At 33.3% G+C, this 17,411-nt stretch carries 13 protein-coding genes; all 13 read right to left on the reverse strand.

What is annotated here, in order from left to right; genetic code table 11:
* Nucleotides 1-720 precede the first annotated feature (720 nt).
* The 13 genes from infB to tsf all read right to left on the reverse strand — a co-directional run bounded on the left by infB (nucleotide 721) and on the right by tsf (nucleotide 17,397).
* Nucleotides 721-2,844 carry a translation initiation factor IF-2 gene (infB, locus tag PYW31_RS08100; protein WP_046836262.1) on the reverse strand — a complete coding sequence of 708 codons (2,124 nt, stop codon included), beginning with the start codon at nucleotides 2,842-2,844 and terminating at the stop codon, nucleotides 721-723.
* Nucleotides 2,845-2,848: 4 nt separating this feature from the next.
* A complete protein-coding gene (locus tag PYW31_RS08105; protein ID WP_046836261.1) occupies nucleotides 2,849-3,166 on the reverse strand; it encodes a L7Ae/L30e/S12e/Gadd45 family ribosomal protein in 318 nt (105 codons plus the stop codon).
* Nucleotides 3,163-3,447 (reverse strand): RNase P modulator RnpM, encoded by a 285-nt coding sequence (gene rnpM / locus PYW31_RS08110; protein WP_046836260.1) that lies wholly within the window; start codon nucleotides 3,445-3,447, stop codon nucleotides 3,163-3,165. The genes PYW31_RS08105 and rnpM overlap by 4 nt, the downstream gene beginning before the upstream one ends.
* A 17-nt stretch (nucleotides 3,448-3,464) precedes the next feature.
* A complete protein-coding gene (gene nusA / locus PYW31_RS08115) occupies nucleotides 3,465-4,658 on the reverse strand; it encodes a transcription termination factor NusA (RefSeq protein ID WP_046836259.1) in 1,194 nt (397 codons plus the stop codon).
* A 20-nt stretch (nucleotides 4,659-4,678) separates the two neighbouring features.
* Nucleotides 4,679-5,146 (reverse strand): ribosome maturation factor RimP, encoded by a 468-nt coding sequence (gene rimP / locus PYW31_RS08120; RefSeq protein ID WP_046836258.1) that lies wholly within the window; start codon nucleotides 5,144-5,146, stop codon nucleotides 4,679-4,681.
* A gap of 233 nt (nucleotides 5,147-5,379) precedes the next feature.
* Nucleotides 5,380-9,696: a PolC-type DNA polymerase III gene (locus PYW31_RS08125; protein ID WP_046836257.1), complete on the reverse strand. Its 4,317-nt coding sequence runs from the start codon at nucleotides 9,694-9,696 to the stop codon at nucleotides 5,380-5,382.
* A 272-nt stretch (nucleotides 9,697-9,968) separates the two neighbouring features.
* Complete coding sequence (locus PYW31_RS08130) at nucleotides 9,969-11,669, reverse strand: proline--tRNA ligase (RefSeq protein ID WP_046836256.1); 1,701 nt, start codon at nucleotides 11,667-11,669, stop codon at nucleotides 9,969-9,971.
* A gap of 20 nt (nucleotides 11,670-11,689) precedes the next feature.
* Nucleotides 11,690-12,976 (reverse strand): RIP metalloprotease RseP, encoded by a 1,287-nt coding sequence (gene rseP / locus PYW31_RS08135; protein WP_046836255.1) that lies wholly within the window; start codon nucleotides 12,974-12,976, stop codon nucleotides 11,690-11,692.
* Nucleotides 12,977-13,293: 317 nt separating this feature from the next.
* Nucleotides 13,294-14,076, reverse strand: coding sequence for a phosphatidate cytidylyltransferase (locus PYW31_RS08140; protein ID WP_046836254.1), 783 nt, complete (start codon nucleotides 14,074-14,076; stop codon nucleotides 13,294-13,296).
* A gap of 17 nt (nucleotides 14,077-14,093) precedes the next feature.
* Entirely contained in the window at nucleotides 14,094-14,858 is a 765-nt protein-coding gene (locus PYW31_RS08145; RefSeq protein WP_046836253.1) for an undecaprenyl pyrophosphate synthase, read from the reverse strand.
* Between the two features lie 233 nt (nucleotides 14,859-15,091).
* Nucleotides 15,092-15,646 (reverse strand): ribosome recycling factor, encoded by a 555-nt coding sequence (frr, locus tag PYW31_RS08150; RefSeq protein WP_046836252.1) that lies wholly within the window; start codon nucleotides 15,644-15,646, stop codon nucleotides 15,092-15,094.
* 16 nt (nucleotides 15,647-15,662) lie between these two features.
* The gene (gene pyrH, locus PYW31_RS08155) at nucleotides 15,663-16,385 is read right to left on the reverse strand and encodes a UMP kinase (RefSeq protein WP_046836251.1); all 723 of its coding nucleotides are present in this window, start codon (nucleotides 16,383-16,385) and stop codon (nucleotides 15,663-15,665) included.
* A 133-nt stretch (nucleotides 16,386-16,518) separates the two neighbouring features.
* Nucleotides 16,519-17,397: a translation elongation factor Ts gene (tsf, locus tag PYW31_RS08160; RefSeq protein ID WP_046836250.1), complete on the reverse strand. Its 879-nt coding sequence runs from the start codon at nucleotides 17,395-17,397 to the stop codon at nucleotides 16,519-16,521.
* Nucleotides 17,398-17,411: the final 14 nt, after the last annotated feature.

The raw sequence follows: 17,411 nt of genomic DNA on the forward strand, positions 1-17,411 counted from the left end.
GTAGTATGCATAACCACATCGAAGCGTGATTCATTTACTCATACACTTATGGATTGAGTATGCTATAAGTTAGCTTATTTGATAATTTGAAGTACATTAATTAAACAAATGCTACTATGTTCCACTCTTAAGAACAGATATAAAATATCAACAGTCACATTAATTGTTAGTCTAACTCAAATAGGAATACATAAGATTGCTTATTTCAAAGTAAGTAAAATATTTTTCATCATTGCTTTAAATGGTTGCTAATTCGTTAGATAATATGAGCAAAAACACACGTAGATATACTAAATGACTGTCAAAATTCCACTAAGTTTATAGTGGGAATTTCATTAAAGGTAAACCATGCTTATCAATATGATTCTCTAAATTAGGTTGAATTGGTTTAGCGCTATGTTAAAGAAACATTTTAATTTAAATGCATTTTTAACCATAATCATTTTAAATCGAGGGATAAAATATTAAATAGGTAACTAAAGTAAGCGATATGTTGTGAAGGTGGATTTATCTTTGTAACTCAATAAGTCCACTTACATTATATTTTATTTTTAATACTTTTAACATAACACACTATAACGAATAAATTAATACAAAAGCATTTTTTATTTCTAATTATTTTTTTATAATATCAAAAACATGTGCTTTTATAAAATTGAATAATTTTATATATAAAAAAAACGGCTTCCCATATGGAAAGCCGTTTATATATGTCACAATTTATCTTTTAATTTCAACCATTTCGAACGCTTCAATAATGTCGCCTTCTTTTAGGTCATTGTATTTTTCAATTGTAATACCACATTCATAACCTTGAGCTACTTCTTTAGCATCGTCTTTATAACGTTTTAATGTGTCTAATTCACCTTCAAATTGCACTATACCGTCTCTAATTACACGTACGCCGGCATTTCTAGTGATTTTTCCATCAATAACGTAACTACCTGCTATTGTACCCACTTTAGAAACTTTGAATGTTTGACGTACTTCAGCTTGTCCAATAACTTTTTCTTCGAATTCTGGATCAAGCATACCTTTCATCGCGGATTCTATTTCTTCAATTACATTATAAATCACTCGATGTAATCTCATATCAACGCCTTCAGCTTCAGCTGCGCGTTTAGCACCCGTATCAGGACGTACGTTAAATCCAATAATAATACCATTCGATGCATTTGCTAATGTCACGTCTGATTCATTGATGGCACCAACTGCAGTATGAATAATACGTACATTTACACCTTCAACATCGATTTTCATAAGAGATGCTGCAAGTGCTTCTACTGAACCTTGTACATCACCTTTGATAATAACGTTTAAATCTTTCATTTCACCTTGTTTCATTTGTTCAAACAAGTTATCTAAAGAAACACTCTTACTTTCTTGACGTTGTTGCAATACATTTGCATCATGACGTGCTTCCCCAATGCGTCGTGCTTGTTTCTCATCTTTGAAAACAACAAAGCGATCGCCGGCTTGAGGTACATCATTAATACCTGTAATTTCAACTGGTGTTGATGGGCCAGCAGATGTAATACGTTTACCTAAGTCATTTACCATTGCACGGATTCTACCATAAGTATTACCGACTACAAGTGCATCGCCTACGTTTAACGTACCATTTTGTACTAATAATGAAGCAGATGGTCCACGTGATTTATCCAACTCAGCTTCAATAACTGTACCTACAGCATGTTTACTTGGATTAGCTTTTAATTCTTGTACTTCTGAAGTTAGTACAATCATTTCTAATAAATCATCAATACCTTCTCCACTTAAAGCAGATAGTGGTACAAATATTGTATCGCCGCCCCAATCTTCAGGAACTAAACCATATTCAGTTAACTCTTGCATAACACGGTCTGGATTTGAAGTTGGTTTATCAACTTTATTGACAGCTACAATTGTCGGAACATTTGCTTCTTTAGCATGGTTGATTGCTTCGATTGTTTGAGGCATCACACCGTCATCAGCTGCTACTACTAAAATTGTAATATCTGTAACTTGCGCGCCACGTGCACGCATTGTAGTGAATGCTGCATGGCCTGGTGTATCAAGGAAAGTAATTTTTTTACCTTCATTCACAATTTGGTACGCACCAATATGTTGTGTGATACCACCAGCTTCTCCAGCTGTTACTTGAGTATGACGAATTGAATCTAATAATGTTGTTTTACCATGGTCAACGTGTCCCATAATTGTAACAACTGCTGGACGTTCTACCGTATTTTCATCTTCAGTTTCGTCTTCAAAATATACAGATAAATCTTGTTCATCTATAATAATTTCTTTTTCAAGTTCTACACCATATTCATCAACGATTAATTCTAATGATTCTTCGTCTAATGATTGGTTAATATTAGCCATCACACCAAGTAAGAATAATTTTTTAATAATAGCTGATGAATCGACATTTAATTTGTCAGCAAGTTCACCTACTGTAATGCCTTCTTGATAAGTGATTTTTGAAGGAATTTCTTTTGGTTCTTCTTGTTTGGGTTGTTTATTATTTTTATTATTTTTTTTATTATTTTTGTTGTTTTTACCATTTGAATTATTATTTTTGTTGTTTTTATTATTGTTTGAGTTGTTATGATTTTGATTACCTTTATTGTTAGGTTTATTATTTGCTGATTGTTGATTGTTTTGCGTCTTAGATTGTGATTGTTCTGCTTGTTTAGCTTGTTCTGGTTTGTAGATTTTATCTAACGTTTTAATTTGATCATCTTCTAATGCTTGCATATGGCTAGATACTTCCACATTCATTTTTTTCAACTCATCAATAATAACTTTACTCTTAATACTTAATTCTTTGGCATATTCGTAAATTCTTTTTTTACTCATATAGTCACTCCTTACGATATTCATCTATCATTGACAATAACTTTTTAGCAAAGCCTTGATCAGTGATTCCAATGTTTACACGTTCTGCTTTACCTAAAGCTTGCCCTAATTCAGCTCTTGTTCCAAATATACGTAATGATATATGGTAGCTCTCACATTTGTTCTGTATCACTTTAATTGTGTTATCAGAAGCATCTGTAGCAATAATTACAAGCTTTAATTTATTTTTTTTTAAGTCATTCAATATGACTGACTCACCTGTCTTAATTTTTCCAGCACGCATGGCTAAACCTAAAAAATTCATGATTTGTTCTTGTGTCATTTAGGAATCTCTTCACGATAAATAAGACGTATAATTTCTTTATAAACAGGCTCTAATGTTTCAGCATCAGCTTTAAAATATTTCTCTAACATACCTTTTTGCTGTGCCTTTTCAACTAATTTAACGTCTTTTGAAACATACGCTCCGCGGCCTTGTTGTTTACCAGTTGCATCAGCAAAAATTTCGCCATCCTTGTTAATAACAACTCGTATCATGTCATTCTTTGGATACATTTCATTTGAAAGTATACACTTACGCATTGGAATTTTTTTCTTTTTCATCAAACGCTCACTCCAATTTATTTTTCAGTGTTTTCCTCATCATCAGTAATTACTTCAGTTTCTGGTACTTCAGTGATTTGTTCTTCCAATTCAACATTATCTTCTTCAACAACATTATTTGTTTGATTTTCAGTATCTTCAGTCATTGTTTCTTCAACTGGATAAACACCAGCTTCTCTAGCATCTGATTCTGACTTAATATCTATCTTCCATCCAGTTAACTTAGCAGCTAATCGTGCATTTTGACCACGTTTACCAATAGCTAAAGATAATTGATAATCAGGTACAACAACTATTGTTGATTGATTTTCTTCATCAACAATTACTTGTAATACTTGTGATGGGCTCAAAGCATTTTTTACGAATATTTTTGGATCTTCATTCCATTGAACGATGTCGATTTTTTCTCCACCAAGTTCTTCAACAACTGCTTCAACACGGGCCCCTTTAGAACCAACACAAGCGCCTACTGCATCAATATCAGGATTATCTGAATGAACACTAATTTTAGAACGATCTCCAGCTTCACGTGCTACTGATTTAACAAGAACTGTACCGTCAAAAATTTCTGGCACTTCTTGTTCAAATAAACGTTTCAACAATCCTGGATGGCTTCTTGAAACATAAATTTGCGGACCTTTTGTTGTTTGTTCAACTTTATTCACATAAACTCTGATTCTTTCATTCGGAATATAGCTTTCATTTGGACTTCTTTCCGCTTCTGACAATACCGCTTCTGTACGTCCTAAATTCACATATACATAGCGATGGTCTACTCTGTCTATTAATCCTGTTACGATGTCATCTTCTTTGTCAATAAACTCATCATACAAAATTTCACGTTCTGCATCGCGTAAACGTTGCATTACAGCTTGTTTAGCTGCTTGAGCTCCTACACGACCGAAATCTTTTGGTGTTACATCTTCTTCATATATATCACCAATTTCATATGCTGGATTTCTTACTAACGCTGTACTTAAGTCTATTTCATCTCTGTCATCAAACACTTCTTCAACAACATCTTTACGAGCTATAACTTTAAAAGTACCTTCATCCATGTTTAATTCGACACGCACATTTCTTGCACTGTCATAGTTCTTTTTGTAAGCAGTAATTAATGCCGCTTCAATAGCATCGATTAACACTGCTCTAGGAATTTTCTTCTCTTTTTCTAAATATTCAGTAGCTAATATCAGTTCATTACTTGACACGGTTCATCCTCCTAATCACGTTAAATCATTACAGCATGACGCGCTTTAGCGATTTTACTTCTTGGAATTTCAACTTGCTTTGTTTTTGACTTCTCTTTGACTTCTAAAACTATATTTTCATCATCAACAGACTGTAAAACACCTAACCATTCTTTAGCGCCATCAATAGGTGCATATAAAGAGACAAATATAGGTTTCGTTACTGCATTATGAAAATCCTTATCTTTTTTAATAGGTCTTTCAGCACCAGGTGACGCAACGTCCAAGTAATACATTTCTTGAATAGGATCTTCTGCGTCCATTACTTCACTGATCTTTTCAGAAGCAAGCGCACAATCGTTTAAATCGACGCCGCCTTCTTTATCGATAGATACTCTTAAAAAATGGTCTTTTCCTTCTTTTGTAAACTCAACTTCTACTAATTCAAAATCTAAGTCGTCAAGGACAGGTTGAATAATTGCTTCAACTTGCTCTGTTATTTTACTCATGCTGACCTCCTTTTTTGGCAAATAGAAAAGAGCGGGTATTATGCCCACTCTTTCTGCCTGAGTCTAATTTTTTAAGCACTATTATTATAGCATATGTTCATTTTCTATACAAATAACTATATTTCTTAAAGCCTTTTATAGCAACTAGAACTGTTTATTCTTAAAAATTTTAAGCGTAACTTTTCTACAAATATATAAAAATTGAAAAATACTTTGACATCTTAACACTACTTTTACATATCAAAAATTGATAATTGTGCTTTATCTGGCAAATTAGGTAAAGAACCTAGTTCATCAAGATATTCAATTACTTTTTGAGATAAACCTGCTTTTTTATTTAAATCTTCTTTAGATAAAAATGGTCCTTCTTCTCTAGCTTCGACTATTCTTTGCGCTACATTTTCCCCTAATCCTGGAACAGATATAAATGGTGGAATAAGTGTGTCACCTTCTATTATAAACTCAAAGGCTTTACTTTTTTCTAAACTAATTGGTTGCATACGGAATCCACGTTGGGCCATTTCATTCATAATTTCTAATACAGTTAATGTATCTTTTTCTTTTTTAGCAAGGTCCATATATCGTGAATACATATCATTTACAGCGTTGCGAATACTATCTTTATCTTTAATCATTGTAATTAAATCAAAATCTGATGCACGAACTGTAAAATAACTAGCATAGTAATAAAGTGGATAATGTACTTTAAAATAAGCAATACGCACGGCCATTAATACATAGGCAGCCGCATGGGCTTTAGGGAACATGTATTTAATTTTTCTACAAGAATCTAAATACCAATCTGGCACTTCATTATCTACCATAGCTTCAACCATATCATCTGTTAAACCTTTACCTTTACGCACAAATTCCATCGTCTTAAATGCTAAAGAAGGTTCTAATCCGTTATACATTAAATAAACCATAATATCATCACGACAACAAATTACACTTGCTAAATCACAAGTACCAGAACGGATTAAATCTTGCGCATTACCAAGCCATACGTCTGTACCGTGGGAAAGACCTGAAATTCTAACGAGTTCTGAAAATGTCGTTGGTTTTGTATCTTCTAACATCTGTCTAACGAAACCTGTACCAAATTCAGGTACCCCGAATGTCCCTGTTTTACATAAAATAGCTTCTTGTGTAACACCTAATGGATCAGGTGAACTGAAGATACCCATCGTTTCTTTATCATCTACTGGAATTGTTTTTGGATCAATACCTGATAAATCCTGTAACATACGAATCATTGTAGGATCATCATGTCCTAATATATCGAGTTTCAAGACATTATCGTGGATAGAATGGAAATCAAAGTGTGTCGTTTTCCATGCTGATGATTGATCATCTGCAGGGAATTGAACTGGAGTAAAGTCATATATATCCATATAATCAGGCACTACGATAATACCACCCGGATGTTGTCCAGTCGTACGTTTAACGCCTGTACAGCCTTTTACTAAGCGGTCTACTTCTGCTCCGCGTTTATGAATACCTTGATCATTTAAATATCCTTTAACATATCCAAATGCAGTCTTTTCTGCTACTGTACCAATTGTGCCTGCACGGAATACATAATCTTCACCAAACAGTTCTTTGGTGTAATTATGTGCTTTAGGTTGATATTCGCCACTAAAGTTCAAGTCGATATCTGGCACTTTGTCCCCTTTAAAACCTAAGAAAGTTTCAAATGGAATGTCTTGTCCTTCTTTAATCAAATCACACTCACATGTTTCACATTTCTTATCAGGTAAATCAAAACCAGATCCCACCGACCCATCATTAAAGAATTCACTTTTCTTACATTTTGGACAAATATAGTGTGGCGGTAATGGATTAACTTCGGTGATTTCAGTCATTGTTGCTACAAAGCTAGATCCAACTGAACCACGTGAACCTACAAGGTAACCATCATCTAATGATTTTTTTACAAGTCTTTGTGAAATTAAGTAAATAACTGAGAACCCATTACCTATAATACTTTCCAACTCTTTTTCAAGACGATCAATAACAATTTGTGGCAAATCATCACCATACAACGCTCTAGCATTCGAATAACTCAAATCTCGTATTTCATCATTTGCCCCGTCCATTCTAGGTGTATAAAGTTCATCTTTAATTGGGACGACACGTTCTATTCGATCAGCTAACTCGTTGGTATTTTTCACTACGATTTCATATGCTTTTTCTTCACCTAAGAAATGTAATTCGTCTAACATTTCATCTGTAGTTCTGAAATGTGCTTCTGGCAATGTTGAACGGTTTAAAGGATTACCCGGTTGTGCTGCAATTAAAATTTTACGAGCAATTGAATCATGCTCATATAAATAATGTGCATTACCTGTCGCAATGACTGGAATATTATTAACTTCACCAGCTCTTAATAATCGATTATAAATTTCATGTAACGTTTCATTATCACGTACAAGTTCTCTATCAATTAAATCCTGATAAAGCGCTGGAGGTTGTACTTCTATAAAATCATAATATTTAGCTATTCTTTCTACTTGTGACTGATCTTTTTGCATCACAGCCGTAAATACCTCACCCTCATCACAAGCTGATCCAACCAAAATACCTTCCCTATGTTCATCTAACAATGAACGAGGGATTCTTGGAGTTCGATAGTAATATTCAACGAGTGAAGCACTTACGATTTTGAATAGATTCTTTAGACCTGTTTGATTTTGCACAATCAATGTAACGTGATTAGGTCGCGCACGTTTATAAGCATCTTCATTAGACAATGACTTATTAATATCTTGATGATTTTCTACACCGAGCGCTTCTAACTGCTTAAGCATCTTAATAAACATATATGCTGTGGCTTCAGTATCATAAATTGCTCTATGATGTTGTGTCAGTTCAACGCCATATTTTTTCGCCAAAAAGTTCAATCCATGCTTACCATATTCAGTATTAATTGTACGCGAGAGTTCTAATGTATCGATAACACCATTAGTTGAAGCACCAATGCCTACATGCTCATAGCCTGTGTCAATGAAGCCCATATCAAACGAAGCATTATGTGCAACAAAAATGGCATCACCTACCCAAGTTTTAAAATCCGTGAGCACTTCTTCAATTTCGGGAGCGTCTACCAACATATCATCAGTGATATGCGTTAAATTGATAATTGTTTCTGATAAACGCTCATGTGGGTTACTGAAACGTTCAAATTTATCAATAATTTCTCCATCTTTTACTTTCACAGCAGCAAGTTCAATAATTTTATCGTATTGATTTGATAAACCTGTTGTTTCAACGTCAAATACTACATAAGTTGCAGACTTAAGGTCTCTATCCATCGGTTTATAAGCAATCGGAACACCATCATCGACTAACATGCCTTCCATTCCATAAATCATTTTAATACCATTTTTTTCAGCAGCACTATGTGCATCTGGGAATGCTTGGACGACATTATGGTCAGTAACTGCTATCGCTTTATGACCCCATTTAGCCGCTTGATCTACATATGCTGAAATGTTAGGTATGCCATCCATTTGACTCATTGAGGTATGCAAATGAAATTCCACTCTTTTTTCTTCAGCTTTATCTTGTTTGGTAGATTTTTTTATTTCTTCTATGTCAGACATCATCATGACTAAGTCTCGCACAAACGTATCTTCTTCTATACGTCCTTGAGCACGGACCCATTTACCAACACTTAATGCTTTAAAATGATCTAAATCATCTTTATTTTTACGTGTAAACATTTTCAATACAAGGGAATCTGTATAGTCAGTAACTTTTAATTCAACTATATGTCGACCACTCTTAAGCTCTTTTAAGTTTATATCAAAAATAACACCTTCAACCGCAACTTTAAACTCTTCTTCAATAATAGATTCAATTGGTTTTACACTTTCAACTTGAATTGGTTTACCAATCTGACATTTTGTAACTGAACTTTCGTTATTATCTTGTTGTTTTGCTTTTTCAGCTTTCATTTTTTCTAATTTTTCAGTTGCTTCACGTGCGCTTTTTTCATCTTCTTCTTGAATATGTGCTTCTAACGATGCTAAATCGTCACCTGTACTCACACTATCGGTTTCAAACACAACTTTATTAAAATCAAATCCACACTTTTGGAATGCTTTTATTAAACTACCATTACATGCTTTATCAAAGTGATCTCGTTCAATATCATTTTGACACATGATTTTTAAAACATCACCCGACATAATTAGACGTTTTTGTTTTAATTGGCCTTTGACTTTGGGGGACAATTTGGTTTGATCTATGCAATAGCTAAAGTATTTCAAAGCATATTCATCTTGGTTCATTTTATTATTTATTGTGAAATTACAATCAACTTTTGCAATCAACTTAAATTCTTCAGTAACTGCGCTTGTAAATAGCAAATAATCTTCTATAGATAAGAAGTGTGGAAATGTGATTTGGAAGACCCATGAACGGTCTGTTGCCTTTACATCCACACGTGTTAATTCACTTTGTTCAAGAAACGTTGCATCTAATTGATTCGCTATTTTAATTTGGTCAGCTAGAATTTTAAACTTTTCCTGATTTGTCATTGCCATGACGATAACCACCTTACTCTTAATTACACTGATTTACCTGTATTTGATTACTTACATTAAATGACGGTGTATGTATTATTATTACATTCTTTATATTATAACTGAATATGTATGAAATTCTAATAGTTAAACTTTATGCTTGTTCATACTTTTGATTTGAATAACAAATGCACCATTGTAGCGACTACAATGATGCATTAATTTAACTTGTAAGATTCAACTACTATTTTTCTTTGTTAATTATAACAAATTGTTGCAAATCTTGCTGCAACTTATATACTTGTGAACAATTGATTCACATGGTTAATTAGGTTATCGATATGAACGTCATCGCTCTCACCTGTATCACGTCGTTTCACTTCTACGATGCCTTCTGCTGCATTTTTACCTACCATTACACGTATCGGTAAGCCAATTAAATCTGCATCATTAAACTTCACGCCAGCACGTTCTTTTCGATCGTCATATAATACATCATAGTTTTCTTTCAACTGTGCATACAATTGATCTCCTAATTCGCGTTGATCATCTTTTTTAGGATTAATTGTGATTAAATGTAAATCAAATGGCGTAACTGATTTAGGCCATATAATTCCATTTTCATCATTGTTTTGTTCTACAATTGCACTCAAAGTTCTTGAGACACCTATTCCATAACAACCCATTAATAATGGTTGTGCTTTACCTTGATTGTTTAAAAATGTAGCATTCATCGATTCTGAATATTTTGTACCAAGTTTAAATACTTGGCCAACTTCAATACCTTCTGCAAAATGAGCTACACCTGAACCATCAGATAGCGGCTCGCCCTCTAATATGAATCTGAAATCTCCGTATTCAGTTACAACGAAATCTCTACCTACATTCGCATTTAAAAAGTGATAACCATCTTCATTTGCGCCTACAACAATATTATTCAAATCTTTAATAAAGTTATCTGCATAGATTTTCACTTCTTTATCAAATATTGGACCTAGTGAACCAGGTTTAGCACCTAATAGATTCACAATTTCATCTTCTGTTGCAAATTCAATATTATCAGTTTTGAAATACGCTTTTAATTTAATGTCATTAATTTCATGATGTCCACGGACCAATACCATAATAAATTCGCCTTCAACTTTGAATATCATTGATTTAGTAATTTCATCTAATGGTTTTTCTAAGAAATCTGCAAGTTCTTTTGCTGTCTGTATATGAGGTGTTTCTATTTTAGTTAATGGTTTTATTTCATCATGTTTTTCATTTGGATGGTAAACAACTTCTGCTTTTTCAATGTTAGCAGCATAATCACTTTCTTCACCATAAACAATCGTGTCTTCCCCTATTTCACTTAAAGCCATAAATTCATGTGTATGGCTTCCCCCAATTGCTCCTGAGTCTGCTAAGACAGGTCTGGCATTGATGCCTACACGTTTGAATATGCGATCATATGCACCATACATGTCTTCATAAGTTGCGTCTAATGAATCTTCATCAGCATGGAAAGAATATGCGTCTTTCATGATAAATTCTCTACCACGTAATAATCCAAAACGAGGTCGTTTTTCATCTCTAAATTTTGATTGAATCTGGAACAATGTTAAAGGTAATTGTTTGTATGATTTCAATTCATCACGAACAATTGAAGTTACTACTTCTTCATGTGTCGGTCCAAGCGCAAATTCACGTCCATGTCTATCTTTCAAGCGCATTAATTCTGGTCCATAGGCATCCCAACGACCAGATTCTTCCCACAATTCTGATTGTTGCAATGCAGGCATTAATATTTCAACAGCATCAACGCTTTCCATTTCTTCTCTAATAATCTCTTCGATATTATTTAATACTCTTGCTGCCAATGGTAAATAACTATAAATACCACTCGTACTTTGTTTTATAAGCCCTGCTTTTAATAGTAAGCGATGACTCAATGCCTCAGCTCCTGCTGGCATCTCTTTCATTGTAGGTATAAATACTTTTGACTGTTTCATTTCGAAAATGCTCCTCTCAATTATAAGAAATAGCGTTGGATATCATTCCAAGTCACTAAAACCATAACAATTAATACAAATACTGCACCTATTGCAACAATTGTTGTTTCTGCTTTTTTGTTTACTGGTTTTCTAAAAATTGCTTCATATATTACAAATAAGATTCGACCACCATCTAATGCTGGTACTGGTAATAAATTCATCAAGCCTAAGTTCACACTTAACAATGCCATCCAAGAAATCAGATTAATTATGCCAGTTTTAACAACGGAATCGACAGTGTGGTAAATACCCACTGGTCCATTTAACATGTCAAATGAAAATTGTCCTGTAAAAATACTAGCAATCATACTTAAAATTGCAGTGAAAATTAGTTTTCCTGCTGTTACTGTTTGTTCTAGTCCAGAAATAATTGGTTTAAATACTGTATGTTCAGTATCTGCTTGGTAACCTAATATATATTTAGTTTCTGAATGTGTTTTAGTCATTTTTTGTTCTACTTTTTTAGGTTTAATGTCAAAAGTTTGTTGTTTGCCATCGCGCTCAACTGTTAACTTCGTCTTTTGATCTTTAATTTCACTAACCGCTTGATCTATATCGTCTTTATCGTTAATTTTATGACTTCCCAATTTAACAATTGTATCACCTGATTTCAATCCTGCTTGTGCTGCAGGTGAACCTTTGGCAACTTCATCAACGGAGTTTGTTGGTGTACCTTGATAATATGCTAGACCAATAAATAATACTAATGTAAGTAAGAAATTGAAAAGAGGTCCTGCAAATAACGTTAAGAATTTTTGATATGGTTTTTTGTAAGTAAATTGTCGATCTTTTGGCGCAATTTGTATTAAACTACCATTTTCAACAAAGTATGATTTATCGGCAATTGGATAACGATGTCTTTCTTGATCATATGCCGTTATGCCTTCAATATATAAACCATCTTTAAAGTCACATTGTTTTACTTCTATAGCTTCGATTTGTTGAAATTTGTGTTGATCATCTAGAATGATATGTGTAATTTCGTCTTTATCATTCACTTTAATTTTCACATGCATACCTGGTTGTACGGGGGGCTCTTCTAAACCATCACCAGCCATACGTACATAACCACCTACAGGTAATAATCTTATAGTATACAGCGTTTCATTTTTTCTAAAACTAAATATTTTAGGGCCCATGCCTATTGCAAATTCAGGGCACATAATTCCTGCTCTTTTAGCGAAGAACATATGGCCATATTCATGCACAGATACAAGAACACCAAATACGATTATAAAAGAAATAATTGTTACTAGGAAACTCAATTAAATACACCTCATATTTTCGGAATAAATTGATTACTAATGCGCAATATATTAAATCAAGTGTTGAAATAACTATAATATTTGCCACTTTAGGTTATAAAAGTATAACACAACTAGTCTAACAGACACACGCAACTTTAACCTATTCAAACACCCTTTTAACCTAATAAAAAAGTAATGACTATAACTGCTAATAATTAATTAACTTATCAAAAAGAGTTAATTAATAATATAACAGCCTATAATCGCTTAGATATATTACTTCATTAACTCCCATTTTTTTGTATATAGTTGTACTTTGGACATTAAATTTAAAATTACATTTGAATTAAAAAGATATTTAATAATGGTAATACAAACATGAAGCTATCGAAGCGGTCTAAAATACCACCATGTCCAGGTAATAAGCGTCCAGAATCTTTAACACCAAAATGACGTTTGAATCCTGATTCTACCAAATCACCTAACTGCCCAAACATACTTAATATTATTGTAAGTATCAGTAATATCCACGTTGCAATATTAAAATCTACAAACATAATCATTACCAATGGAATGATTAAACTACATACTAGCCCTCCAATAAAACCTTCGATGGTTTTATTTGGACTTATAACTGGCCATAATTTATGTTTACCCATTAAACGACCAAAAAGATATGCACCAGTATCTGTAGACCAAACTACTAAAAATGCAAAGAGTATGTAATGTATACCTTCAGATCTCGTTTCATACAAATACATAAATCCAATTCCAACATATGCAATAGACATTAGGCAAAATGCAGCATCCATAAAACTGAATCTATTTTTAGAAAGTACTGTATAACTTAATAAAATAAAGCTCATAGCAATTAATGATTTTAACTGTAAAGCACTTACCCACGCTCCAGCATCTTGAGGTAACATAATAATCAAAATGCCTAATGCACTTATAATACCTGGAACAGATAAGAACTTAATCATATTCATATTAAGCAATTCTTTTAATCCTATGAATGCTAATAAATATGAAAATAAAATTAGACTAAATCCGCCCTTTAATAATATAGGGAGGAAAACGATAAGTGCGATGATTGCCGTTAAAGTTCTAACTTTCATACTTTTCTCCTAACTATTTATAATCCACCAAAACGTCGTTGGCGAGACTGATAAATTTTAATGCAATTTATTAATTCTTCTTTGTCAAAATCGGGCCATAGTTTTTCGTTAAATATAAACTCACTATAGGATGCTTGCCAAATTAGGAAATTACTAATACGTTGCTCTCCAGAAGTTCTAATAAGTAACTCAGGATCTGGATAATTATGCGTCATCAAATGATCATTAATCATTTCCTCTGTAATATTATCACTCGTTAAACCATCCTCAGACAATTTATCATATAATGATTTTACACTATGTACAATTTCAGCACGACCACCGTAATTAATAGCAAAAACTAGTTTTAATCCAGTATTATTTTTAGTATCTTCTTTTGCTTTTTCAATCGCTTTTAATGTAGATGTTGGTAAATGTTCCATAAAACCAATTGTCTCTACTTTAACATTATTTTCTATCAACTCTGGTAGAAAAGTTTTTAAAAAGTTAACCGGCAAGTTCATGATATAATTGACTTCATTTTTCGGTCTTGCCCAATTTTCTGTAGAGAACGCATACAACGTTAAATACTTGATTCCTATATCACTAGCTTCCATAGTGATTTTTTTTACCGTTTGCATACCTTGATAATGACCTTGGATTCTAGGCAATTTTCTTTGTTTTGCCCATCGTCCATTACCATCCATAATGATAGCAACATGTTCAGGTATATTATGTAAATCTAAATCAAAATCGGATTGATTAGGCTGATTTTTTTTCTGCTTTTTTAACTTTTTAAACATGGTATTTCCTCCGAGCGTGATCATCTCTGTTTATTATAATAAGTTCTAGATACATTTATCTACCATTTTATCATACTAGATAAGCGCATTGAATAAACAAATAAAAAAACTGTACCAAAGTCTGATTTGATACAGTTCAGATAAATATATGAAACACCTCAAACTTCAAGTTAAGACCGTAATAATTTACGTCCTTTGAAGTGAAGTTTGAAGTATAATCATTTTTACCATGTTTATACTGACATAATATCTTTTTCTTTTTCTTCTAATAAGCTATCAATTTTTTTAATTGAATCGTCAGTAAGTTTTTGAACATCATCTGTTTGTCCTTTTAAATCATCTTCAGTGATGTCGCCGTCTTTTTGTTGTTTCTTAAGATCGTCATTTGAATCACGACGTACATTACGTATCGCAACTTTTGCATTTTCACCAATTTTTTTAACATCTTTAACTAAATCTTTACGACGTTCTTCTGTTAATGCCGGGATACTTATACGAATCACTTCGCCATCACTAGAAGGATTAACGCCTAAATTAGCTGCATTAATTGCTTTTTCAATGTTAGTCACTGAAGATTTGTCGTATGGTGCAATAACAAGTAAACGCGCTTCAGGCACACTAATGCTCGCAAGTTGTTGTACTGGTGTTGGTGCGCCATAGTAATCTACGTTTACACCATTTAATAAATTGGAATTTGCTCTACCTGCACTGATATTAGCTAATTCTCTTGAAAGACTATCTATAGATTTTTGCATTTTTGATTTCGTGTCATTAATAATGTCAGTCATTGTCATACACCTCTGATTATTTTGTTATTAAAGTTCCTATTTTTTCACCCATAACAGCACGTTTAATATTACCTTCTTCAGTAATAGAGAATACATTCAATGGAATATTGTTATCCATACAGAATGAAGATGCTGTTGAGTCCATTACTTGTAAACCTTCTTGTAACATTTGAATATGAGTAAGGTGTTCATATTTAACTGCATCCGGATCTACTTTTGGATCAGCAGAGTAAACACCATCAACATTATTTTTACCCATTAAGATAACATCAGCTTCAACTTCAGCCGCACGTAACGCTGCTGTCGTATCAGTAGAGAAGTAAGGATTACCGATACCAGCCGCAAAAATAACTACACGTTTTTTCTCTAAATGTCTTATAGCACGACGACGAATATACGGTTCTGCAACCTGTTTCATTTCAATTGAAGTTAAAACACGTGTATCACACTCGAGTTGCTCAAGACTGTCTTGTAAAGCTAAAGCATTCATTACTGTAGCTAACATTCCCATGTAATCAGCAGCTCCACGATCCATACCTAAATCGCTACCTGTTTTACCTCTCCAAATATTACCTCCACCAACGATTACTGCAATTTCACAATCCATTTTTGCTACTTCAGCAACTTGTTGAGCTACACTCTTAATAATAATTGGATTAATTCCAAAACCATCGTCTCCTGCTAATGCTTCGCCACTTAATTTTAAAACAACACGTTTGTAATTAGAAGTTTGAGCCATTGTCTTATCCTCTCTATTGTAAAAATATGTAATTGATACAAGTAAAGAAGACACAATAGGTCTTCCAATACAAAAGTAAATCTTTCATACGGAGCACAAAAGGTGTCTTCTTCCTTGATCTAACTATGAAAAATTATTTCATTTGTCCTTTTACTTCATCCGCAAAGTTTTCTTCACGTTTTTCCATACCTTCGCCTACTTCGAAACGTACGAAGTCAACAAGTTTGCCACCTTTTGATTTTAAGAAAGCTTCTACTGTTTGGTCTGGATCTTTTACAAAGTTTTGGTCAACGGCACAGATTTCTTGTAGATATTTACGTAAACGGCCTTCTACCATTTTTTCAACAATATTTTCTGGTTTGCCTTCATTTAAAGCTTGTTGTTTTAAAACTTCTCTTTCGTGTGCGATTTCATCTTCACTAACTTGCTCTGATGAAACGTATTTAGGGTTAATCGCAGCAATGTGCATAGCTACATCTTTAGCAGCTTCTGAGTCAGTTGAACCTTCAACTACAGTTAAAACACCGATGCGTCCACCCATGTGTAAATAAGAACCAAAAGCATCGTTATCAGTTTTAGTTCTAACTTCGAAACGACGTACGCTTAATTTTTCACCAATTGTAGAGATAGCTTCTTTGATGCGTTGGTCAACTGTTTTACCATTTGGTAAAGTAGTTTCTAATAACGCTTCTACTGTTTCAGCTTTAGTATCTAATACTTGGATAGCAACTTCTTTAACTAATTCTTGGAAACCTTCGTTACGAGCAACGAAATCTGTTTCTGAGTTAATTTCTACGATTGCTGCTTCATTACCTTTTTCTTCAACATGTACAAGACCTTCTGCTGCAATACGGTCTGATTTTTTATCCGCTTTTGCGATACCTTTTTCACGTAAGTAGTCTATCGCTTGATCGATGTCACCATCAGTTTCTGTTAGCGCTTTTTTACAGTCCATCATGCCTGCACCAGTTTTTTCACGTAATTCTTTTACAAGTTTAGCTGAAATTGCCATTTTATATTCCTCCA

The organism is Staphylococcus succinus (assembly GCF_029024945.1).
Taxonomy (GTDB): domain Bacteria; phylum Bacillota; class Bacilli; order Staphylococcales; family Staphylococcaceae; genus Staphylococcus; species Staphylococcus succinus.